Consider the following 20,318-nt stretch of genomic DNA (forward strand, 5'->3'; position numbering starts at 1 on the left):
GCACTGCTCGACACCAATTGATACCAATCAGCCCCCGTCCACTTCCCTGAGTTACAATGCGCGCCACCGTGATTTCCACCACATAGGTGCGCCATGCAGCCCTACGCTATTGCCCCCTCCATTCTTTCCGCCGATTTCGCCCGCCTGGGTGAGGACGTCGACAAGGTTCTGGCCGCCGGGGCCGACATCGTTCACTTCGATGTCATGGACAACCACTACGTGCCTAACCTGACCATCGGCCCGATGGTCTGCACGGCACTGCGCAAGTACGGCGTGACCGCGCCGATCGATGTGCACCTGATGGTCAGCCCGGTCGACCGCATCATCGGCGACTTCATCGAGGCCGGCGCGACCTACATCACCTTCCACCCGGAAGCGTCGCAACACATCGACCGTTCGCTGCAACTGATCAAGGACGGCGGCTGCAAGGCCGGCCTGGTATTCAACCCGGCCACCAGCCTGGACGCCCTGAAATACGTGATGGACAAGGTCGACATGGTCCTGCTGATGAGCGTCAACCCAGGCTTCGGCGGGCAGAAGTTCATCCCCGGCACCCTCGACAAGCTGCGCGAGGCCCGCGCGCTGATCGATGCCAGCGGACGTGATATCCGCCTGGAGATCGATGGCGGCGTCAACGTCGGCAACATCCGCGAAATCGCCGCTGCTGGCGCCGACACCTTCGTGGCCGGTTCGGCGATCTTCAACGCCCCGGACTACCAGGAAGTGATCGCCAAGATGCGTGCCGAACTGGCCCAGGCCCGCCCATGAGTGGCTTCGAGCAGCTGTTCCCGGGGACGCTGCCCAGGCTGGTGATGTTCGATCTGGACGGTACGTTGATCGATTCGGTACCGGACCTGGCCGCCGCCGTGGACCGCATGCTGCTCGAACTCGGGCGCCCGCCCGCAGGGCTGGACGCCGTGCGCCAGTGGGTGGGCAACGGTGCCGAGGTGCTGGTGCGCCGCGCCCTGGCCGGCGGCATCGAGCACGACGCTGTCGATGCGCAACTGGCCGAGCGTGCGCTGGTACTGTTCATGGAAGCTTATGGTGAAAGCCATGAGCTGACCGTGGTCTACCCGGGCGTGCGCGACACCTTGCGCTGGTTGCGCAAGCAGGGCGTGGAGATGGCCCTGATCACCAACAAGCCCGAACGCTTTGTCGGGCCGTTGCTGGACCAGATGAAGATTGGTCGCTATTTCCGCTGGATCATCGGTGGCGACACCCTGCCACAGAAAAAGCCCGACCCGGCGGCGCTGCTGTTCGTCATGAAGATGGCCGGCATCGCACCCGAGCAGTCGCTGTTCGTCGGCGACTCGCGCAGTGACGTGCAGGCGGCCAGGGCCGCGGGGGTCAAGAGCGTCGGCCTGACCTACGGCTACAACCACGGACGGCCGATCGACGAGGAATCACCGAGCCTGGTACTCGACGATCTGCGCCTGCTGCTGCCCGGTTGCTTAGTCACCGACACTGGGATAACGTGGGCGGACCTTCAAGCCTCCCAAGACAGAGACTCCACTGTGGGTGTTACCGGCAAATTCTGGATGAAAGTCATCAAGGCCTTGGCCCGTTGGCGCTGGCGCGCCTGACTCCCGCTCGCCGGCGCCTGCCGGCCCGTCCGCTTGCCCGAACCCATTGCTGCTTGCCACGAGGCTACCCATGACCCGCGAAGAATTCCTGCGCCTGGCCGCTGCCGGCTACAACCGCATTCCCCTGGCCTGTGAAACCCTGGCCGACTTCGATACGCCGCTGTCGATCTACCTGAAGCTTGCCGACCAGGCCAACTCTTATCTGCTCGAGTCCGTGCAGGGCGGGGAGAAGTGGGGGCGCTACTCGATGATCGGTTTGCCTTCGCGCACGGTGATGCGCGTGCACGGCTACCGTGTGAGCATCCTGCACGATGGCGTCGAGGTAGAGAGCCACGAGGTCGAAGATCCACTGGCATTCGTCGAGTCGTTCAAGGACCGCTACAAGGTCGCCGACATTCCAGGCCTGCCGCGCTTCAATGGTGGCCTGGTCGGCTATTTCGGCTATGACTGCGTGCGCTATGTCGAGAAGCGCCTGGGCGCCTGCCCGAACCCGGATCCGCTGGGGGTGCCGGACATCCTGCTGATGGTCTCCGACGCCGTGGTGGTGTTCGACAACCTGGCCGGCAAGATGCATGCGATCGTGCTGGTCGACCCGTCTGAGGAGCAGGCCTTCGAGCAGGGCAAGGCGCGTCTGGAGGGCTTGCTCGACACGCTGCGTCAGCCGATCACTCCGCGTCGGGGACTGGACCTCAGCGGGCCGATGGCCGCTGAGCCTGAATTCCGCTCCAGCTACACCCGGGACGACTACGAGAATGCGGTCGGGCGGATCAAGGAATATATCCTCGCTGGCGACTGCATGCAGGTCGTGCCGTCGCAGCGCATGTCCATCGACTTCAAGGCTGCGCCCATCGACCTGTACCGGGCGCTGCGCTGCTTCAACCCGACGCCCTACATGTACTTCTTCAACTTCGGCGACTTCCATGTGGTCGGCAGCTCGCCGGAAGTGCTTGTGCGGGTCGAGGATAATCTGGTCACCGTACGTCCGATCGCTGGCACCCGCCCGCGCGGCGCCAACGAAGAGGCCGACCGCGCGCTGGAAGACGACTTGCTGTCGGACGACAAGGAAATCGCCGAGCACCTGATGCTGATCGACCTGGGGCGCAACGATGTGGGGCGCGTGTCGTCCACGGGCAGCGTGCGCCTGACCGAGAAAATGGTGATCGAGCGTTATTCGAACGTCATGCATATCGTCTCGAACGTCACCGGCGAGTTGGCCGAGGGGCTGACGGCGATGGACGCCCTGCGTGCGATCCTGCCGGCTGGCACTTTGTCGGGCGCGCCGAAGATCCGGGCGATGGAGATCATCGACGAGCTGGAGCCGGTCAAGCGGGGTGTCTATGGTGGTGCAGTGGGTTACTTTGCCTGGAACGGCAACATGGACACCGCCATTGCCATCCGTACTGCGGTGATCAAGGACGGCGAGCTGCACGTACAAGCCGGTGGCGGCATCGTTGCCGACTCGGTGCCGGCACTGGAGTGGGAAGAGACCATCAACAAGCGGCGGGCGATGTTCCGGGCCGTGGCGCTTGCCGAGCAGACGCCGCGCGGCTGATGGATGAAGAAACGGCGCTCTGGTGAGCGCCGTTTTTTTTGGTGGTGTGAGGGGGCTGCTGTGCAGCCCATCGCGGGGCCAGCCCGCTCCTACAGGTTCACTGCAATTTCTGTAGGAGCGGGCTGGCCACGCGATGGGTTAACCCTCAAAAGTCCAGGCTCACCGCCAGGCTGACGCCCTGCTGACGCAGCTCATCACTCTTGCGCCAGTTGTAGTTCCCCCGCAGGTTCACCCCCGGCACCAGTTCATGGCTGAGGCCCAGGCTTGCCCGGGTCAGGTTGCTGTGCGGCGTGTAGCCGGCCAGGGTGAAGTCGTTGCCCGGCAGGGTGGTCAGGTGCATGGTCAGGTCCTGGCGGTCATCCTCGAACTCGTGCTCGCGCGCGACCTCGGCGAACAACCGCGTGCTTGGCAGCACCTGCACAGTGCCCAGCAGGCCCGCGCCCAGTCGGCGGGACTTGCGCTCCTGATCATCGAAGCTCAGGGCCGTCGAGCGACCGCTCTTCTCGTCATAACCATCGACCTTGACCCGTGCATAGTCGGCGCTGATGAACGGAGCCAGTTGCCAACGGCTCTCGTCGGCGGCCAGGTTGTAGCCCAGCCGTCCACTGATGGCCCAGGCCTCGCCATCGGTGTCGCCTTTCTCGGTGCGTTCGCTGGCGCCGAGGGCAAAGCTGCGCTTGAGGTCGCTGTAGTCCAGGTGGCCGGCAGTCAGCGTCGTATCGGCCCACCAGCGGTTCTGGCGGAACTGGGCGAAGGCACTGGCCAGGTAGCTGTCGAGCTTGTAGTCCGAGTCCTGTTGGCCTGCCTCCAGTTTCTGTCTGTAGACGCCCGCTGCCAGACCGACGCGCCAGGCATCATCGAGCCGGTAGCTGCCGCCGAGGGTCAGGTTGTAGCCGCGGCCATCGCCACTTGCCGAACTGCGCTGGCTGCCGAAATCCAGGTCCTGGGCGCCGGTGGCGACGAAGGCTTGCCACTGGCCGACCGCCTGCCAGGGTGTCTGCCATTGGTTGCGCAGCTCATCCTGGTGAGCACGCAAGCTGGCGTGGGCCATTTCCGGAAGCAGCGTCAGTTCCCAAGGGGCGGCGAGGATGGAGTAGGCGTAGTCGGCGATCAGTTGCTGGCCGGCAATGGTTGGATGTACCGAGTCGTTGAACAGCAGCCGGGTTGGGTCGGGGTTGGTGCCGTTGGCGCCATAGACCGGGTTTTGCACGCAGCCGTCGCCGCTGTAGCAGGTGCCGACCAGGTTCTGGTCGGCGGCCAGGCCGAACTCCGCCGGGCTGCGCAGCGCTTCGCCGAGCAGGGTGGGGATGTTCAGCGGGATGATTTCGGCATCGATCTGGCGCAATTGGTTGAGCAGCGACTGGTTGAACACGCCCGAGAGCTGCGACAGCGGCCCCTGCTGTGGTGTCCCGCTGAAGTTCGGGGTCTGCCCCAGGTCGGGCAGCAGCCACACCATGATGTAGCGCGCACCGCCCTGTTGCAGGGCCTGGGCGCTGGCGGCGAGGCGCGCACCTGCGGCGGCTGCATCGGCGGCGCTGTTGACCTGCCCCTGCAGGAAGTCGTTACCGCCACCGGTGATGTAGTAGAGCGCATTCGGGTCGGCCCGCAGACCGTTGGCCAGGTAGCCGGGACGCTCACGCAGGACGGCACCTGCGCCAGGGCGCCCGGGAGGAATAACCGCTTCGGAGGTGTCGGTGATCGAGTCGAGGATCTGCTGTGTCGTGTAGCCACCGACGGCCCAGTTGTTGCCGTCGGGGCGACCCTGCACAAGATTGACCAGCGAAGTGGATGGGCCCAGTTCCGTATCGGAAAAGCCCAGCCGCCCGCCAAGGATCATTGGCGATACCGGGGCATAGTTGCCGTTCGCATCGCGATTGGTGAAGCGCATGCCCGGCGTGCCGCCGGTGAGGTCGGGGAACTGCCCGGCATCGCTGAGGCTGTCGCCGAACACGATCAGCGAAGAGTATGGCGAGGGTGCTGCCATGGCCTGGCTGCAGGCGAGGGTGAGCAGGCACAGGGCCGTGCGCAGGAAAGGTGGCTGTCGCATGTGTGAAGTTCCTTTTCATTGTTTTTATGGAGACAAGCCCGAAGACCTTAGCAAAAAAGCGCGCGGTCCGTTCGTTTCCCGGTATTTACGGCGTATTGCGCCTCTCGTCGCGGTAGGCTACTGTGCCGGGACGTATGAGCGAGAACTACCCCGTGTTGATCGTCAGCAAACTCCTGATGCGCGTTATCAAGGCTCACGCCCGTTGGCGTTGGCGCGCCTGACTCTTTCTCCTGCCGGTCCTGTCCGGCCCGTCCCCGTTTGCCCTCCTGTCGTTCCAGTTTCGCCGTCGCGGCAGAACCGCGCCCATGGCCGACGCAGGAAGGTTCGAAAGCACAGTCAGTAGATTCAAGAGGTTGCCCCCAGATGTTACTGATGATCGACAATTACGACTCCTTCACCTACAACGTCGTCCAGTACCTCGGCGAGTTGGGTGCCGAGGTCAAGGTCATTCGCAACGACGAACTGACCATCGCCCAGATCGAAGCCCTCAACCCGGAGCGCATCGTCGTCTCGCCCGGCCCTTGCACGCCCAGTGAGGCAGGCGTTTCCATCGAGGCCATCCTGCACTTTGCCGGCAAGCTGCCGATCCTCGGCGTGTGCCTGGGTCACCAGTCCATCGGCCAGGCGTACGGCGGTGACGTGGTGCGGGCCCGCCAGGTAATGCACGGCAAGACCAGCCCAGTGTTCCACCGCGACCTGGGCGTGTTCGCCGGCCTGAACAACCCGTTGACCGTGACCCGCTACCATTCGCTGGTGGTCAAGCGCGAAACCCTGCCTGACTGCCTCGAAGTTACCGCCTGGACTGCCCATGAAGACGGTTCGGTCGACGAGATCATGGGCTTGCGTCACAAAACCCTGAACATCGAAGGGGTGCAGTTCCACCCCGAGTCCATCCTCACCGAGCAGGGTCACGAGCTGTTCGCCAATTTCCTCAAGCAGACCGGCGGCCGCCGCTAAGGACCGATCATGGATATCAAGAGCGCGCTGAGCCGCATCGTCGGCCACCTGGACCTGTCCACAGAAGAAATGCGCGATGTCATGCGTCAGATCATGACCGGACAATGCACCGAGGCGCAGATCGGCGCCTTCCTGATGGGCATGCGCATGAAGAGCGAGAGCATCGACGAGATCGTCGGTGCCGTTTCGGTCATGCGTGAGCTGGCCGACAAGGTCGAGCTCAAGAGCCTCGACGGCGTGGTCGACATTGTCGGCACCGGCGGCGACGGGGCCAACATCTTCAACGTATCCACGGCCTCGGCCTTTGTGCTCGCCGCGGCCGGTTGCCCGGTGGCCAAGCACGGCAACCGGGCGGTGTCCGGCAAGAGCGGCAGCGCCGACCTGCTGGAGGCGGCCGGTATCTACCTGAACCTTACGCCGGTACAGGTGGCCCGCTGCATCGATAGCCTGGGGATCGGTTTCATGTTCGCCCAGACTCACCACAGCGCAATGAAGCATGCCGCTGGCCCGCGCCGCGACCTGGGCCTGCGCACGCTCTTCAACATGCTCGGCCCGCTTACGAATCCGGCCGGTGTGAAGCACCAGGTGGTTGGCGTGTTCACCCAGGCCCTGTGCCGCCCGCTGGCCGAAGTGTTGCAGCGCCTGGGCAGCAAGCATGTGCTGGTGGTGCACTCCAAGGATGGCCTGGACGAATTCAGCCTGGCCGCACCGACCTTCGTCGCGGAACTGAAGAACGGTGAGATCACCGAGTACTGGGTCGAACCGGAAGACCTTGGCATGAAGAGCCAGAGCCTGCACGGCCTGGCGGTCGAGGATCCGCAGGCTTCGCTGGCGCTGATCCGTGACGCCCTGGGCCGCCGCAAGACCGAAAATGGCCAGAAAGCTGCCGAAATGATCGTGCTCAACGCCGGCGCCGCGCTGTATGCCGCCGACCACGCGATGAGCCTGAAATCGGGCGTCGAACTCGCCCACGATGTACTGCACACCGGCCTTGCCTGGGAAAAACTCCAGGAGCTGGGCGCCTTTACCGCGGTATTCAAGCAGGAGAACGGAGCATGAGCGTACCGACGGTGCTGGAAAGAATCATCGCCCGCAAGTTTCAGGAAGTGGCCGAGCGCAGCGCGCGCGTGAGCCTCGCTGAGCTGGAGCGTCTGGCCAAGGTCGCCGATGCTCCGCGCGGCTTTGCCAACGCCTTGATCGAACAGGCCAAGCGCAAGCAGCCGGCGGTCATCGCTGAAATCAAGAAGGCCTCGCCGAGCAAGGGCGTGATCCGCGAGCACTTCGTGCCTGCGGAAATCGCGGTCAGCTACGAGAAGGGCGGCGCGACCTGCCTGTCGGTACTCACCGACGTGGATTACTTCCAGGGCGCTGACGAATACCTGCAACAGGCCCGCGCCGCCGTGTCGCTGCCGGTGATTCGCAAGGACTTCATGGTCGATCCCTACCAGATCGTCGAAGCCCGCGCCCTGGGCGCCGACTGCGTGCTGCTGATCGTCTCGGCACTGGACGATGTGAAGATGGCCGAGCTTGCCGCCACTGCCAAGGATGTCGGTCTCGATGTGCTGGTGGAGGTGCACGATGGCGAAGAGCTGGAGCGCGCGCTGAAAACCCTCGACACGCCGCTGGTGGGGGTCAACAACCGCAACCTGCACACCTTCGAGGTCAGCCTGGATACCACACTCGACCTGCTGCCGCGCATTCCGCGTGACCGCCTGGCGATCACCGAGAGCGGTATCCTCAACCGCGCCGACGTGGAGCTGATGGAAATCAACGAAGTGTATTCGTTCCTGGTGGGCGAGGCCTTCATGCGGGCCGAGCAGCCGGGCTTGGAACTGCAGCGGCTGTTCTTCCCGGATCAGGTGAAGAAGACTGTTCAGCCTCTGGACTGATCAAGATAAGGAAGCCGGCTTGATGCCGGCTTTTTTGTATGCCTGTTCTGGCCCTTTCGTGGGCAAGTGGACCTAACTTCCAAGGTGGATCAATGACCGATCAACCCCTGGCCCTCACCGTCGAGCAGGGCCTGCACGCCGAACAGGAGCTGCTCGCCGCCGTCTGCCGTGGCGAGCGTGAATCTGGTGTGCTCTTCTGGCGCCCCACCGACCATGCGCTGGTCATGCCACGGCGCATGAGCCGGCTCGATAATTTCGAAGCTGCCTGTGCGGAGCTGGCGATTGCCGGCTGGCCCGTGCTGCTGCGTGAAACCGGTGGTGAACCCGTGCCGCAATCCCACTCGACGGTGAACGTGGCGCTGGTCTACGTCGCACCGCGCAGCGAAGGCGATCACGGACGCATCGAGAACGCATACGAGCGCTTGTGCCTGCCGCTGTGCGATGTCTTGCGCGAATGGGGTGGTGTGGCGTCGGTCGGGGAGATCGACGGTGCGTTCTGCGATGGTCGCTACAACGTCAATCTCAACGGCCGCAAGCTGGTCGGCACTGCCCAGCGCTGGCGCCAGGGGCTGGGCGGCAAGCGCCCGGTGGTGCTGGTGCATGGGGCGCTGCTGCTGGACAACGAGCGTGAGTCGATGGTGGCGGCGGTCAATCGTTTCAACGAATGTTGTGGGCTGGAGCAACGCTGCCGTGCCGACAGCCATATTGCCTTGCATGAAGTGGCGCCCGCAGTCCCTTGGTTCGAACGGCTGTCCCAGGCCTACGCCGAGGTGATCGCGGCGCTGCCCAAGGATTAACGGGTGCCGTAGACCACCATGGTCTTGCCCTTGACCTGCACCAGGCTGCGTTCCTCGAGATCCTTGAGCACGCGGCCGACCATCTCGCGCGAGCAGCCGACGATCCGACCGATTTCCTGACGGGTGATCTTGATCTGCATACCGTCGGGGTGGGTCATGGCATCTGGCTGCTTGCACAGGTCGAGCAGGCAACGAGCGACGCGGCCGGTGACGTCGAAGAAGGCCAGGTCGCCGACCTTGCGCGTGGTGTTGCGCAGGCGCTGGGCCATCTGGCTGCCAAGGGCGTAGAGAATGTCCGGATCGTGGCGGGCCAGCTCGCGGAACTTGTCGTAGCTGATCTCGGCCACCTCGCATTCGGTCTTGGCCCGTACCCAGGCACTGCGCTGCTGTTCGGGGCCCGCCGGTTCGAACAACCCCAGCTCACCGAAGAAATCACCATTGTTGAGGTAGGCGATGATCATCTCGTGACCTTCGTCGTCCTCGATCAGGATGGTCACCGAACCCTTGACGATGAACGACAGCGTCTCGGCTCGGTCGCCGGCGCAGATGATGTTGCTCTTGGCGGCATAGCGGCGGCGTTGGCAGTGCACCAGCAGCTTGTCGATATTCTTGATCTTGGCAGGGAGTGCTGAGGCTACCATCACGAAATCCTGTTCGAGCGACGCAGAGGCATTTTGTAGGAGGTTACTGACAGGGGCGCCAGTGATTTGGCGTCAGCTTATCAGACACTTTGGGTTTATCGGCATGAAACCCTAACGTCTTGAGCTTTTCCGACGGCGCTACAAGGTCTAAGCTGACGGCCTTTTACGAAATCAGGAGTCCGGATAGATGAAGGCGCGCATCCAGTGGGCCGGTGAGGCCATGTTCCTCGGTGAGTCGGGGAGTGGGCATGTCGTGGTCATGGACGGTCCTCCCGAGGCTGGCGGTCGTAACTTGGGCGTACGCCCGATGGAGATGCTGCTGCTCGGCCTGGGTGGCTGCAGCAGTTTCGATGTGGTCAGCATCCTGAAGAAGTCCCGACAGGCGGTGGAAAGCTGCGAAGCCTTCCTTGAGGCCGAGCGAGCCAGCGAAGATCCGAAGGTGTTCACCAAGATCCACCTGAATTTCGTGGTCAAAGGCCGCGGGCTGAAGGAAGCGCAGGTCAAGCGGGCAGTGGAGCTGTCGGCCGAGAAATATTGCTCGGCCTCGATCATGCTTGATCGGGCGGGCGTGGAAATCACCCATGGCTACGAGATCGTGGAGCTGGGTTGAGACTGTGGGGCCGCCTGGCGGCCCCGGTTTTCAGTCCCGCAGGGCTGGCAGCGCGTCCAGTAGCCATTGCGGCAGTTTTGCCCGCAACGATTGACTCAGTCGTTCACGACGCTTCTGGTAGGCCAGGCCTAGGCCGATCACGCCAAGCCCGATCAATGTGATCACCACCGGGAACAGCAGCGACTCGGCGAACACGTCATACGACAGGTAGCCCAGGTACGCAGCCACGCCCATGGCACCGAATACCATGAACATCGGGCGGCGCAGCAGCACTGCACATCCCATCAGGCCAAGGTTGATCAGGCAATAGAGCGCCTTGCCCACTTCACTGTCGCTGTTCATCGAAGTCAGCCCGCCCCAGAAGGCCAGAAGCCCTGCCAGGTAACCCCAGTAGGCGTAGTCGCGGCGCGTGCGACCGTCCACTGCCAGGAACGCGGCCAGCAACAGCAGGCCGAACCACACCGAGACGTTCTGGCGCTGCTCCCAACTGAACACTTCGCCGTAGAACCATTCGCTGAGGTCCATGGACATGAACCACAGGGCCACCGCGATTGGCATCACGATGAAGGGGAAAGGCACCAGGCGCAGCATCGCCAGCCCGGCGACGACGGTTGCCGCTTCCATCAGCAGCCAGCCGCCTTGCACGTAGGTGTAGTACTGGTGGTAGTCGAACTGCACGTCATCCAGCGGCCACCAGCCGAGCAGGCGTTCGAGGGCGAACACTGCCAGCGGTACGATGCTCACGGCGACGGCGGCCAGAACCCCGGCGGCAATGGCCTGCCCGCGGCGCTGGAGTGACAGGGCGAACAGGGTAAGGCTGGCGATATAGAGCAGGGCGATGGCGAGCAGGGCCGAGTCACCAATGCGCATCCACGCCTCGGTGAGCAGCCAGCCCATGGCCGCCATGATCAGCAGTGCGCCGAAGTAGAAGGCGACATGGGCCAACTGGAACCGGCCCTGTTGCTGCGGTTGCTGGCGCAGGAATTCGAGCAGTGCCCGATCCTGGCCTGGCTGGAGGACGCCGGCGCTTACCGCGCTGGCCAGATCCTTGGCATCGAAGCGCTCGGTCATCGGTGGGTCCTAGATGCGGTAGGTGCTCTTGGTCATCACCTTGGCCAGCAGGCTCATGCCGAAACGCACCGGGGCCGGGAAACGATAGCCGCCGGCTTCCAGAGCGGATTCGGCGTGTTGCTCTTCATCGACGCGCATCTGTTCGAGAATGGCGCGGGATTTTTCGTCTTCTTCGGGGATCTGTTCGAGGTGCTCGTCCAGGTGCTTGCAGACCTGGTGCTCGGTGGCGGCGACGAAGCCCAGGCTGACCTTGTCGCTGACCAGGCCGGCGAGGGCACCGATGCCGAACGACATGCCGTAGAACAGCGGGTTGAGCACACTTGGGTGGCTGCCCAGTTGGCGGATGCGCTGCTCGCACCAGGCCAGGTGGTCGATTTCTTCCTCGGCGGCATGCTCCATGGCCTTGCGTACCTGCGGCAGCTTGGCGGTCAGGGCCTGACCTTGGTAGAGCGCCTGGGCGCAGACCTCACCGGTATGGTTGATGCGCATCAGGCCGGCAATATGGCGGGTCTGGGACTCGTCCAGCTCGGCATCCGGCTGGATGATCGCAGGCGAGGGACGGGAAGGTTGGCCGCTGAAGGGCAGCAGGGTGCGCATGGCGGTATCAGCCTGCAGCAACAAGCGGTCGAGCGGCGAATAGTGACGTTCGGTAGCCATCGGGCACCTCCACTAAAGTGATGCCCGACAGTTTAACTCAATCATGCCGGATGGGCTTGCCTTGGGTCAGCCCGGCGGCCAGTTCATCTGACGCTGGCCGAGCACGTGCATGTGAATGTGGTAGACCGTCTGCCCACCCTTGGGGTTGCAGTTCATGACCACACGGAAACCTTCCTCGCAGCCTTGCTCGACGGCCAGGCGCTGGGCGGTGAACAGGATGTGGCCAGCCAGGGCCTTGTCCTCTTCGGTCAGGTCGTTGAGGGTCGGGATGTGCTTTTTCGGGATGACCAGAAAATGTACCGGCGCTGCAGGGGCGATATCCTTGAAGGCCAGGATCTGGTCGTCTTCGTAGATGATATCCGCCGGGATTTCCCGGTTGATGATCTTGAGGAATAGATCGTCCACGTCACTTGCTCCTTGGTGAGGGTCGAAGCGCAGTGTACTCAGCGAGGCGCTGCTCGGACAGAGGTCATTCGGCGCCGATCGGGCAGTAGCGACGATGGATCACGCCCGCCAGCTTGCGGCTCAACCAGCGCGGCAGAAGGCGTGGGGCGAAGGCCAGCCAGCGATTGCGTCGGCCCGGCATGATCAGGGCGCGGTTCTTGTCCAGCGCGCGCACGGTGTAGAGCGCCACTTCTTCGGCGCTCAGGCAGCGCGAACTGCCCTCCAGGCGCGGGATGTGTCGTTTTGCCGAGTGGATCGGGCCCGGGCACAAAACCGACACCTTGACCCCGGTACGACGCAGTTCTTCGCGCAGGGCTTCCGAGAAATTCAGTACATAGGCCTTGCTGGCGCTGTAGCACGCCATCCACGGACCCGGCGCGGCGCTGGCCAGTGAGGCCACGTTGAGGATCTGGCCGCCACCGTGCACCGCCATCAGGTTGCCGATGGCGTGGCACAGGCGGGTGAGGGCGAGGATATTGACCTCCAGCAGGTCTTGTTCGTCGGCCCACTCATGGGCCAGGAAGGGCCCATAGGTGCGCTGCCCGGCACAGTTGACCAGCAGGTCGATGCGCCGCTCGCCCTCTTCCAGCTCGAGTACGAACCCCGAGAGGCGCAAAGGCTGGCTGAGGTCGCAGGCGCGCAGCAAGACCTCGACGCCGAAGCGCTGGGTCAGCTCGACCGCGATTGGCTCGAGGGTTTCGCGGTGGCGTGCCACCAGGATCAGGTTGCGCCCGCGCCGCGCCAGGGCCTCCGCCAGGGCCAGGCCCAGGCCGCTGGAAGCTCCGGTGATCATGGCGTAACGGGTCATGCAAGGCTCCTGGGGGCGGAAGAGGGCGCCTAGTGTACAGCTTGGCTGGGGCTGTTGTGGTCTTTTGCAGGGCTTCAGCGCGCCAGTTCAGCGGTGCGAAGCTGGGCGGCTCGGTATTCGTCACGCAGGCGCTCGATCAGCGCTGCCGTATCGGGCAGGTCATGGATACCGCCCGCGCCCTGGCCCGCCGACCACACGGTTTTCCAGGCCTTGGCTTCTTCATCCAGCGGTTTGAGCTTGGCCTCACCCGGGTTGTGCTTGAGCGCGGCCATGTCGTAACCGGCCTGCTCGAGGCTCTGGCGCAGGAAACTGGCCGGCACACCCGAGACCGCCGGGGTGTGGACGATGTCGGCGGCGTGGGCATCGAGCAGCATTTGTTTGTAGGCACCTTGGGCTTGGCTCTCGCGAGTGGCGATGAAGCGTGTGCCCATGTAGGCGAGGTCCGCGCCGAGCAGACGTGCCGCGAGGATTTCGTGACCGTGGTTGATGCAACCGGCCAACAGCAGGGTCTTGTCGAAGAACTGGCGAATCTCCGCGACCAGGGCGAAGGGGCTCCAGGTCCCGGCATGACCGCCGGCACCCGCAGCCACGGCGATCAGGCCATCAACGCCGGCCTCGGCGGCTTTCTCGGCGTGACGACGGGTGGTGACATCGTGGAACACCAGGCCGCCATAGCCGTGCACCGCGTCTACCACCTCCTTCGCAGCGCCCAGGCTGGTGATCACGATCGGCACCCGGTGCTCCGCGCACAGGGCGAGGTCGGCCTGCAGGCGCGGGTTGCTCGGGTGCACGATCAGGTTCACGGCATAAGGCGCAGGTGCCTGCAATTGCGCAAGGCCCGCCTCGATCTCCTCCAGCCAGGCCTTGAAACCGGCGCTGTCGCGCTGGTTCAGCGCCGGAAAGCTACCCACCACACCGTTGGCGCAGCAAGCCAGTACCAGCTGCGGATTGGAGATCAGGAACATCGGCGCGGCGACCACGGGCAGTCGCAGGCGGTGTTCGAGTGTTGCAGGCAGGGACATGGCAAGGCTCCTTCGCTCAGGGGTTATGCTCAGAACGGTTTGACCACCACCAGAATTACGATGGCCAGCAGGATCAGCACCGGTACTTCGTTGAACCAGCGGTAGTACACATGGCTGCGGGTGTTCTGTCCGGCGGCGAAGCGTTTGCGCTGTGCGCCGCATACGTGATGGTAGCCGGTCAGCAGGATCACCAGGGTCAGCTTGGCGTGCAGCCAGCCCTGGCTCAGCCAGCCGGGCGTCAGGTAGAGCATCCAGATACCGAACACGTAGGTTGCGATCATCGCCGGGTTCATGATGCCGCGGTACAGCTTGCGCTCCATGGTGACGAAGCGTTCCTGGCTGATGCTGTCCTGGCTCTGGGCGTGGTAGACGAACAGGCGCGGCAGGTAGAACAGGCCGGCGAACCAGCAGACCACGCTGACGATATGCAGCGCCTTGATCCAGAGATAGAGCATGGGGGAGTTCCTTCAGGTTTTCACGGTGGTCAGATAGTAGTGGTCCGGCACTGCGAAGGGGTACCCAAGAGTTGTTACAGGCGTCACGTAACCCTATTATCGTGCGCTTTCCAGTGGTCTCGTTGATGAGGGGCAAGCGTTATGATCAAGGTCGGTATCGTCGGCGGCACGGGTTACACCGGTGTCGAACTGTTGCGCCTGCTGGCACAGCACCCACAGGCCGAGGTAGCGGTCATCACGTCGCGCTCCGAGGCGGGTGTCGCGGTGGCCGACATGTACCCGAACCTGCGCGGCCACTATGACGGCCTGCAGTTCAGCGTCCCGGACAGCAAGACTCTTGGTGCCTGTGATGTGGTGTTCTTCGCCACACCGCATGGCGTTGCCCATGCCCTGGCCGGCGAGCTGCTGGCCGCCGGGACCAAAGTCATCGACCTGTCTGCCGACTTCCGTCTGCAGGACGCCGTCGAGTGGGGCAAGTGGTACGGCCAGCCGCATGGCGCGCCGGAACTGCTCAAGGATGCCGTCTACGGCCTGCCTGAAGTGAACCGCGAGAAGATCCGCCAGGCGCGTCTGATCGCCGTGCCAGGCTGCTACCCGACCGCGACCCAGCTTGGTTTCCTGCCACTGCTCGAAGCGGGTCTGGCTGATCCGTCGCGCCTGATTGCCGACTGCAAGTCGGGTGTCAGTGGCGCAGGCCGCGGTGCTGCAGTGGGCTCGCTGTTCTGCGAGGCTGGCGAAAGCATGAAGGCCTATGCGGTCAAAGGCCACCGTCACCTGCCGGAAATCAGCCAGGGCCTGCGCCTGGCGGCGGGCAAGGATATCGGCCTGACATTCGTACCTCACCTGACCCCGATGATCCGCGGTATTCACGCCACCCTCTACGCGAATGTGGTCGACACCTCGGTTGACCTGCAGGCGCTGTTCGAAAAGCGCTACGCGAACGAGCCGTTCGTCGACGTGATGCCGGCCGGCAGCCACCCAGAGACGCGCAGCGTGCGCGGCGCCAACGTCTGCCGTATTGCCGTTCATCGCCCGCAGGGTGGTGATCTGGTGGTGGTGCTGTCGGTGATCGACAATCTGGTCAAGGGCGCGTCCGGTCAGGCAGTACAGAACCTGAACATCCTGTTCGGGCTGGATGAGCGCATGGGCCTTTCCCACGCGGGGCTGCTGCCTTAATCGTCAAGCAGGTGAAAAGGCCCGCCCCGTGCGGGCCTTTTGGTTTGTCTCGACCAAAGCCGCACAATTCTTGACCAATTTTCTCGGAGAAGCGGATAATGCGCGTCATCGAGTTTTATGGCGGCTTACGCCGGGAGAACCAACATGAGCGTCGAAACCTTCACCCCCACCGCTTTGGAGTTTACCCAAGGGGCTGCGCACAAGGTGAAGACCCTGGTATCCGAGGAAGGCAATGATCGCCTCAAGCTGCGTGTGTTCGTCACAGGCGGCGGTTGCTCGGGTTTCCAGTACGGCTTCACTTTCGATGAAGACGTGGCCGATGACGACACCATTGTCGAGCGCGAAGGCGTTTCGCTGGTCGTCGATCCAATGAGCTTCCAGTACCTGGCCGGTGCTGAAGTGGACTACCAGGAAGGTCTGGAAGGCTCGCGCTTCGTGATCAAGAACCCGAATGCCGCCACCACCTGCGGGTGCGGTTCGTCGTTCTCGATCTGAGTCCGGCTTCAACGAAAACGCCGCGCAATTGCGCGGCGTTTTCGTTTCTGTCGATCAGGCCGGGTAGATCGCGCCGAGCACTCGCAGCCCTCTGGCCGCCGTGACGCTTGGGCGGTTCGCCGGGATGCCTTCGAGGCAGCAATGAGCCAGCCATGCGAATGCCATCGCCTCGACCCAGTCCGGGTCAATACCTTGGGCATCGGTGCTGGTCACTTTCACGGCTGGCAGCAGGGCGGCCAGCCTATTCATCAGGGTGCCATTGCGTGCGCCGCCGCCGCAGACCATCAGGGCTTCGGTGCCTTGCTGGGCATTGCGCAAGGCATCGGTGATGCTGCGGGCGGTCAGTTCCAGCAGGGTGGCCTGAACGTCTTCGTCGCGATAACGCGGCAGCCTTGCCAGGTGAGCGTCGAGCCAGGGCAGGTTGAATACCTCGCGCCCGGTGCTCTTGGGGCCATTGCCGGCGAAGAACGGATCGCTCAGCAGCGCTGCCAGCAATTCGTCCTGCACCTTGCCGCTTGCCGCCCATGCGCCATCGGCGTCGAAGGTCTGGCCGCGCTTGCGCTCGATCCACGCATCCAGCAGCACATTGCCCGGGCCGCAGTCGAAGCCATGCACTGGCGTGTCTTGGGCAATGAGGCTCAGGTTGCTGAAGCCACCGACGTTGAGTACTGCCAGGCGCTGCCCCAGGTGGGCGAACAAGGCTTCGTGGAAGGCCGGGACCAGTGGTGCGCCCTGGCCGCCTGCGGCCACGTCGCGGCGACGGAAATCACCCACCACGCAGATGCCGGTCAGCTCGGCGAGCAATGCCGGGTTGCCGATCTGCACGGTAAAGCCGCGGGCTGGTTCGTGGCGGATGGTCTGGCCGTGGCTGCCGATGGCGCGGATGGCGCTGGGCTCGAGTTTCTGCTCGGCCAGCAATTGCCGGATGCCCTCTGCAGCAAGGCTGGCCCAGCGATTTTCGGCCAGCGCTGCCCGTGCGATCTCGTCGGGGCCACTGGCACAGAGGCTCAGCAGGTCCCGGCGAAGGTCGGAGGGCATGGGCAGGTAGCAGGTGGCGAGCAACCGTGGCTGCTCGCACTGTTCGATCAGGGCAATGTCCAGGCCGTCAAGGCTGGTGCCGGACATCACCCCCAGGTAGAACGCCATGGATCAGCGCTTGTTGGCGGCGAGCAGCGTGGCCTTTTCCTGATCCATGCGAGCGATCAGGGGTTGGCTTTGCTGCATGAAGCGCTGGCGCTCGGCCTTGGCGATCGGATCGGCCATCGGCACCTTCTGGCTCAGCGGGTCGACATGGACGCCGTTGACCTGGAACTCGTAGTGCAGGTGCGGGCCAGTGGAGAGACCGGTGGTGCCGATATAGCCGATGATCTGGCCCTGCTTGACGTTGCTGCCGGTCTTGATGCCTTTGGCGAAGCCTTGCATGTGGCCATACAGGGTCTTGTAGGTGTTGCCGTGGGCGATGATCACTGTGTTGCCGTAGCCGCCGCGGCGGCCGGCCAGTTCGATGCGGCCATCACCGGCTGCCTTGATCGGCGTGCCGCGAGGCGCTGCATAGTCGACACCTTTATGGGCGCGAATCTTGTTCAGGATCGGGTGCTTGCGCCCGGCGGAGAAGCGCGAGCTGATGCGGGCGAAGTCCACCGGTGTGCGGATGAACGCCTTGCGCAGGCTGTTGCCGTCAGCGGTGTAGTAGCTGGTATTGCCCTGCTTGTTGGTGTAGCGCACGGCGGTGTAGGTCTTGCCGCGATTGGTGAAACGCGCCGAGAGGATGTTGCCAGTGCCGATCACCTTGCCATCCATGACCTTCTGTTCGTATACCACGTCGAATTCGTCGCCAGGGCGGATGTCCTGGGCGAAGTCGATGTCGTAGCCCAGCACGCGGGCCATATCCATGGTCAGGCTGTGGGAAAGACCGGCACGTTGGGCCGAGGCCGAGAGCGAACTCTTGATGACGCCATGGGCGTAGGCGGTTCGCACCAGGGGCTTGGTGATTTCGCGTTCGAACGCGTAGCCCTTGTCGGTCTTGTTCAGGCGGATGCTTTCGAGGTTGCTGACCTGGCTGTGCAAGCTGGCCAGTTGGCCGTCCTTGTCCAGTTCGAACTGTAGCACCTGGCCGTGTTTCAGCTGGCTGAACTGCTTGGCTTGCTTGTCGCTGGCCAGAACGTCATGCACGACGTTGGCGGGCAGGCCCACTTTGGCGAACAGTGTGGAGAGGGTGTCGCCACGGGCGACCACGACTTCGCGATGACCGGGGGCCTTGTCTTGCGCCTTCTCCTGCGCGACGGGTTGCGGCTGTCCGGCGGCCTGTTCCGTAGCGGGTTCATCCCCTTCGATCTGGGCGAAGGGCGAGCCGGCGGATTCGGTGGACTGCACCAGCGGTGCGGCCTTGGATTCGTCTTTGAGTTGCTCGGCCGGGGTTTCGAGCTCGAGGTTGAGGGTGGTCTTCTTCGCTTCTACGTCGCTGGAAGGAAATACCAGCAAGGCCAGGCTGAGCAGGGCGGCGATGCCGCTGGCGGCCAACAGATGGCTTTTCGGATAAAGCGGGGGCGCTTTAGGCGTGTCGTTGGTCATAGATGAGGTGACTTTGAAAAAGTGAATGAAAAAGGTGACTGAATACGCTGAAAAACACGGTGGAAAAGATGAATGACATGATGAAGATGAAATAACTGTATAAAATATAACCAAATCCATTTTCGCGCAAGGGCGCGTAGACGCCGCAAGGCGCCTTCCGGGTCACATTCCGTTGCGAAACTTGTATTTGACGGCCGATCTTGTATGGTTGGTCCCCTTTGAATCTGAGCCTTGCGGGTCTGTCTATGAAGTCGGTTGAAGAGCAGCTGGCGCTTATCAAGCGCGGTGCGGAAGAGGTGTTGGTCGAGTCGGAACTGGTGGAGAAGCTCAAGCGCGGCCAGCCGCTGCGTATCAAGGCTGGCTTCGATCCGACGGCTCCTGACCTGCATCTGGGTCACACCGTGCTGATCAACAAGCTGCGGCAGTTCCAGGAATTGGGGCATCAGGTGATCTTCCTGATCGGTGACTTCACCGGCATGATCGGTGACCCTAGCGGCAAGAGTGCCACGCGCCCGCCGCTGACCCGCGAGCAGGTTCTGGACAACGCCGAAACCTATAAGCAGCAAGTGTTCAAGATTCTCGACCCGGCCAAGACCGAGGTCGCGTTCAATTCTACCTGGATGGATAAGCTGACCCCGGCCGACTTCATTCGTCTGGCGTCCCAGTACACCGTCGCGCGCATGCTCGAGCGTGACGACTTCGACAAGCGCTACACCAGCCAGCAACCGATCGCCATCCATGAGTTCCTCTATCCGCTGGTGCAGGGTTACGACTCGGTTGCGCTCAAGGCGGATGTCGAGCTCGGTGGTACCGACCAGAAGTTCAACCTGCTGATGGGGCGTGAGCTGCAGCGCGCCTATGGCCAGGAAGCCCAGAACATCGTGACCATGCCGTTGCTCGAAGGGCTCGATGGCGTGAAGAAGATGTCCAAGTCGCTGGGTAACTATGTGGGTATCCAGGAAGCGCCTGGGGTGATGTACAGCAAGCTGGTCTCGATTCCGGATACGCTGATGTGGCGCTACTTCGAGCTGCTGAGCTTCCGCTCGATGGACGAGATTGATCAGTTCCGCGCCGATGTCGAGAAGGGTGCGAACCCGCGCGACATCAAGATCAAGCTGGCCGAAGAGATCGTGGCGCGCTTCCATGGTGAAGAGGCTGCGGCGAATGCTCACCGTGCTGCGGGCAACCGCATGAAGGAGGGCGAGCTGCCTGAGGATCTGCCGGAGATCGAAGTCGCTGCGGCTGAAGACCTGCCGATCGCTGCGGTGCTGAACCGTGCGGGTCTGGTAAAGAACTCGGCCCAGGCGCGTGATCTGCTCGGTAGCGGCGCGGTCAAGGTTGATGGTGCAGTCGTCGACAAGGACTTCTTGTTTGTCCTGGGTGCTACCCATGTGTGCCAGGCGGGTAAGAAGTCGTTTGGCCGGGTTACCTTGAAGGCCGAGTGATTGGTTGCGGGTGTAGCTATATATAGAAGCGGGGAGGCCGACAGGCCTCCCCGCTGTGTTTTCAGCGATCTGAAAGATTCTTGAAATAAAAGGTTGAC

The 20,318-nt window shown here is 63.2% G+C and carries 21 protein-coding genes; 11 read left to right on the plus strand and 10 right to left on the minus strand.

The genetic code is table 11. The features are described from left to right. The first annotated feature begins 93 nt into the window (after positions 1–93). From rpe to trpE, 3 genes are all read left to right on the plus strand, one after another. Entirely contained in the window at positions 94–768 is a 675-nt protein-coding gene (rpe, locus tag AC2CGW_RS24295) for a ribulose-phosphate 3-epimerase (protein ID WP_054892234.1), read from the plus strand. Continuing rightward, positions 765–1,583: a phosphoglycolate phosphatase gene (locus tag AC2CGW_RS24300; protein WP_484574731.1), complete on the plus strand. Its 819-nt coding sequence runs from the start codon at positions 765–767 to the stop codon at positions 1,581–1,583. Before rpe ends, AC2CGW_RS24300 begins: the two co-directional genes overlap by 4 nt. Before the next feature lie 70 nt (positions 1,584–1,653). Next, positions 1,654–3,135 carry an anthranilate synthase component I gene (gene trpE / locus AC2CGW_RS24305; protein ID WP_065864575.1) on the plus strand — a complete coding sequence of 494 codons (1,482 nt, stop codon included), beginning with the start codon at positions 1,654–1,656 and terminating at the stop codon, positions 3,133–3,135. A 145-nt stretch (positions 3,136–3,280) separates the two neighbouring features. Here the strand turns inward: trpE and estP are convergent, their stop codons facing one another. Continuing rightward, positions 3,281–5,182 carry an esterase EstP gene (gene estP / locus AC2CGW_RS24310; protein WP_484574732.1) on the minus strand — a complete coding sequence of 634 codons (1,902 nt, stop codon included), beginning with the start codon at positions 5,180–5,182 and terminating at the stop codon, positions 3,281–3,283. Between the two features lie 363 nt (positions 5,183–5,545). Here estP and AC2CGW_RS24315 point away from each other — a divergent pair, with 363 nt between their 5' ends. The 4 genes from AC2CGW_RS24315 to AC2CGW_RS24330 all read left to right on the plus strand — a co-directional run bounded on the left by AC2CGW_RS24315 (position 5,546) and on the right by AC2CGW_RS24330 (position 8,825). Further along, on the plus strand, positions 5,546–6,139 hold the full coding sequence (locus AC2CGW_RS24315) for an aminodeoxychorismate/anthranilate synthase component II (RefSeq protein ID WP_186667563.1): 594 nt from the start codon (positions 5,546–5,548) through the stop codon (positions 6,137–6,139). 9 nt (positions 6,140–6,148) lie between these two features. Further along, complete coding sequence (trpD, locus tag AC2CGW_RS24320; protein WP_186667564.1) at positions 6,149–7,198, plus strand: anthranilate phosphoribosyltransferase; 1,050 nt, start codon at positions 6,149–6,151, stop codon at positions 7,196–7,198. Further along, positions 7,195–8,028: an indole-3-glycerol phosphate synthase TrpC gene (gene trpC, locus AC2CGW_RS24325; RefSeq protein ID WP_288375702.1), complete on the plus strand. Its 834-nt coding sequence runs from the start codon at positions 7,195–7,197 to the stop codon at positions 8,026–8,028. The genes trpD and trpC overlap by 4 nt, the downstream gene beginning before the upstream one ends. A gap of 92 nt (positions 8,029–8,120) precedes the next feature. Then, positions 8,121–8,825 carry a lipoate--protein ligase family protein gene (locus AC2CGW_RS24330; protein WP_186720097.1) on the plus strand — a complete coding sequence of 235 codons (705 nt, stop codon included), beginning with the start codon at positions 8,121–8,123 and terminating at the stop codon, positions 8,823–8,825. On the opposite strand, the gene crp is transcribed toward AC2CGW_RS24330, so the two are convergent. After that, positions 8,822–9,466, minus strand: coding sequence for a cAMP-activated global transcriptional regulator CRP (gene crp / locus AC2CGW_RS24335; RefSeq protein ID WP_054925379.1), 645 nt, complete (start codon positions 9,464–9,466; stop codon positions 8,822–8,824). The genes AC2CGW_RS24330 and crp overlap by 4 nt on opposite strands. A 187-nt stretch (positions 9,467–9,653) precedes the next feature. On the opposite strand from crp, the gene AC2CGW_RS24340 reads away from it, so the two are divergent. Continuing rightward, a complete protein-coding gene (locus AC2CGW_RS24340; protein ID WP_028689009.1) occupies positions 9,654–10,076 on the plus strand; it encodes an OsmC family protein in 423 nt (140 codons plus the stop codon). 30 nt (positions 10,077–10,106) lie between these two features. Here AC2CGW_RS24340 and AC2CGW_RS24345 read toward each other — a convergent pair whose 3' ends face one another. The 6 genes from AC2CGW_RS24345 to hemJ all read right to left on the minus strand — a co-directional run bounded on the left by AC2CGW_RS24345 (position 10,107) and on the right by hemJ (position 14,533). Further along, on the minus strand, positions 10,107–11,147 hold the full coding sequence (locus tag AC2CGW_RS24345; protein ID WP_186709558.1) for a DUF2157 domain-containing protein: 1,041 nt from the start codon (positions 11,145–11,147) through the stop codon (positions 10,107–10,109). 9 nt (positions 11,148–11,156) lie between these two features. Continuing rightward, positions 11,157–11,804: a 2-polyprenyl-3-methyl-6-methoxy-1,4-benzoquinone monooxygenase gene (gene coq7 / locus AC2CGW_RS24350; RefSeq protein ID WP_112897195.1), complete on the minus strand. Its 648-nt coding sequence runs from the start codon at positions 11,802–11,804 to the stop codon at positions 11,157–11,159. A 66-nt stretch (positions 11,805–11,870) separates the two neighbouring features. Continuing rightward, a complete protein-coding gene (locus AC2CGW_RS24355; protein ID WP_063542456.1) occupies positions 11,871–12,209 on the minus strand; it encodes a histidine triad nucleotide-binding protein in 339 nt (112 codons plus the stop codon). A 64-nt stretch (positions 12,210–12,273) separates the two neighbouring features. Beyond that, the gene (locus AC2CGW_RS24360; protein ID WP_186667568.1) at positions 12,274–13,056 is read right to left on the minus strand and encodes an SDR family NAD(P)-dependent oxidoreductase; all 783 of its coding nucleotides are present in this window, start codon (positions 13,054–13,056) and stop codon (positions 12,274–12,276) included. A 74-nt stretch (positions 13,057–13,130) separates the two neighbouring features. Continuing rightward, the gene (locus tag AC2CGW_RS24365; protein ID WP_484574733.1) at positions 13,131–14,078 is read right to left on the minus strand and encodes an NAD(P)H-dependent flavin oxidoreductase; all 948 of its coding nucleotides are present in this window, start codon (positions 14,076–14,078) and stop codon (positions 13,131–13,133) included. A 29-nt stretch (positions 14,079–14,107) separates the two neighbouring features. Beyond that, the gene (gene hemJ, locus AC2CGW_RS24370; protein ID WP_186709560.1) at positions 14,108–14,533 is read right to left on the minus strand and encodes a protoporphyrinogen oxidase HemJ; all 426 of its coding nucleotides are present in this window, start codon (positions 14,531–14,533) and stop codon (positions 14,108–14,110) included. 141 nt (positions 14,534–14,674) lie between these two features. Here hemJ and argC point away from each other — a divergent pair, with 141 nt between their 5' ends. Further along, positions 14,675–15,709, plus strand: coding sequence for an N-acetyl-gamma-glutamyl-phosphate reductase (argC, locus tag AC2CGW_RS24375; protein WP_063542462.1), 1,035 nt, complete (start codon positions 14,675–14,677; stop codon positions 15,707–15,709). Between the two features lie 144 nt (positions 15,710–15,853). Continuing rightward, positions 15,854–16,204, plus strand: coding sequence for an iron-sulfur cluster insertion protein ErpA (erpA, locus tag AC2CGW_RS24380; protein ID WP_186667571.1), 351 nt, complete (start codon positions 15,854–15,856; stop codon positions 16,202–16,204). Positions 16,205–16,258: 54 nt separating this feature from the next. Here erpA and AC2CGW_RS24385 read toward each other — a convergent pair whose 3' ends face one another. Beyond that, a complete protein-coding gene (locus AC2CGW_RS24385; RefSeq protein ID WP_484574734.1) occupies positions 16,259–17,350 on the minus strand; it encodes an anhydro-N-acetylmuramic acid kinase in 1,092 nt (363 codons plus the stop codon). Between the two features lie 3 nt (positions 17,351–17,353). After that, positions 17,354–18,775 (minus strand): peptidoglycan DD-metalloendopeptidase family protein, encoded by a 1,422-nt coding sequence (locus tag AC2CGW_RS24390; RefSeq protein ID WP_288375688.1) that lies wholly within the window; start codon positions 18,773–18,775, stop codon positions 17,354–17,356. 245 nt (positions 18,776–19,020) lie between these two features. On the opposite strand from AC2CGW_RS24390, the gene tyrS reads away from it, so the two are divergent. After that, the gene (gene tyrS, locus AC2CGW_RS24395) at positions 19,021–20,220 is read left to right on the plus strand and encodes a tyrosine--tRNA ligase (protein WP_186667574.1); all 1,200 of its coding nucleotides are present in this window, start codon (positions 19,021–19,023) and stop codon (positions 20,218–20,220) included. Positions 20,221–20,318 lie beyond the last annotated feature (98 nt).

This window comes from Pseudomonas sp. SYWMCR5 (assembly GCF_057197165.1).

Excerpts from the sequence above, each read along its gene's own strand:
- crp (WP_054925379.1), bottom strand. The coding sequence starts at position 9,466 with ATGGTAGCCTCAGCACTCCCTGCCAAGATCAAGAATATCGACAAGCTG.
- argC (WP_063542462.1), top strand. The coding sequence starts at position 14,675 with ATGATCAAGGTCGGTATCGTCGGCGGCACGGGTTACACCGGTGTCGAA.
- AC2CGW_RS24340 (WP_028689009.1), top strand. The coding sequence starts at position 9,654 with ATGAAGGCGCGCATCCAGTGGGCCGGTGAGGCCATGTTCCTCGGTGAG.
- tyrS (WP_186667574.1), top strand. The coding sequence starts at position 19,021 with ATGAAGTCGGTTGAAGAGCAGCTGGCGCTTATCAAGCGCGGTGCGGAA.
- trpE (WP_065864575.1), top strand. The coding sequence starts at position 1,654 with ATGACCCGCGAAGAATTCCTGCGCCTGGCCGCTGCCGGCTACAACCGC.
- AC2CGW_RS24360 (WP_186667568.1), bottom strand. The coding sequence starts at position 13,056 with ATGACCCGTTACGCCATGATCACCGGAGCTTCCAGCGGCCTGGGCCTG.
- AC2CGW_RS24330 (WP_186720097.1), top strand. The coding sequence starts at position 8,121 with ATGACCGATCAACCCCTGGCCCTCACCGTCGAGCAGGGCCTGCACGCC.
- trpD (WP_186667564.1), top strand. The coding sequence starts at position 6,149 with ATGGATATCAAGAGCGCGCTGAGCCGCATCGTCGGCCACCTGGACCTG.
- AC2CGW_RS24390 (WP_288375688.1), bottom strand. The coding sequence starts at position 18,775 with ATGACCAACGACACGCCTAAAGCGCCCCCGCTTTATCCGAAAAGCCAT.
- AC2CGW_RS24300 (WP_484574731.1), top strand. The coding sequence starts at position 765 with ATGAGTGGCTTCGAGCAGCTGTTCCCGGGGACGCTGCCCAGGCTGGTG.
- estP (WP_484574732.1), bottom strand. The coding sequence starts at position 5,182 with ATGCGACAGCCACCTTTCCTGCGCACGGCCCTGTGCCTGCTCACCCTC.
- AC2CGW_RS24385 (WP_484574734.1), bottom strand. The coding sequence starts at position 17,350 with ATGGCGTTCTACCTGGGGGTGATGTCCGGCACCAGCCTTGACGGCCTG.
- AC2CGW_RS24345 (WP_186709558.1), bottom strand. The coding sequence starts at position 11,147 with ATGACCGAGCGCTTCGATGCCAAGGATCTGGCCAGCGCGGTAAGCGCC.
- trpC (WP_288375702.1), top strand. The coding sequence starts at position 7,195 with ATGAGCGTACCGACGGTGCTGGAAAGAATCATCGCCCGCAAGTTTCAG.
- AC2CGW_RS24315 (WP_186667563.1), top strand. The coding sequence starts at position 5,546 with ATGTTACTGATGATCGACAATTACGACTCCTTCACCTACAACGTCGTC.
- rpe (WP_054892234.1), top strand. The coding sequence starts at position 94 with ATGCAGCCCTACGCTATTGCCCCCTCCATTCTTTCCGCCGATTTCGCC.
- coq7 (WP_112897195.1), bottom strand. The coding sequence starts at position 11,804 with ATGGCTACCGAACGTCACTATTCGCCGCTCGACCGCTTGTTGCTGCAG.
- hemJ (WP_186709560.1), bottom strand. The coding sequence starts at position 14,533 with ATGCTCTATCTCTGGATCAAGGCGCTGCATATCGTCAGCGTGGTCTGC.
- AC2CGW_RS24365 (WP_484574733.1), bottom strand. The coding sequence starts at position 14,078 with ATGTCCCTGCCTGCAACACTCGAACACCGCCTGCGACTGCCCGTGGTC.
- erpA (WP_186667571.1), top strand. The coding sequence starts at position 15,854 with ATGAGCGTCGAAACCTTCACCCCCACCGCTTTGGAGTTTACCCAAGGG.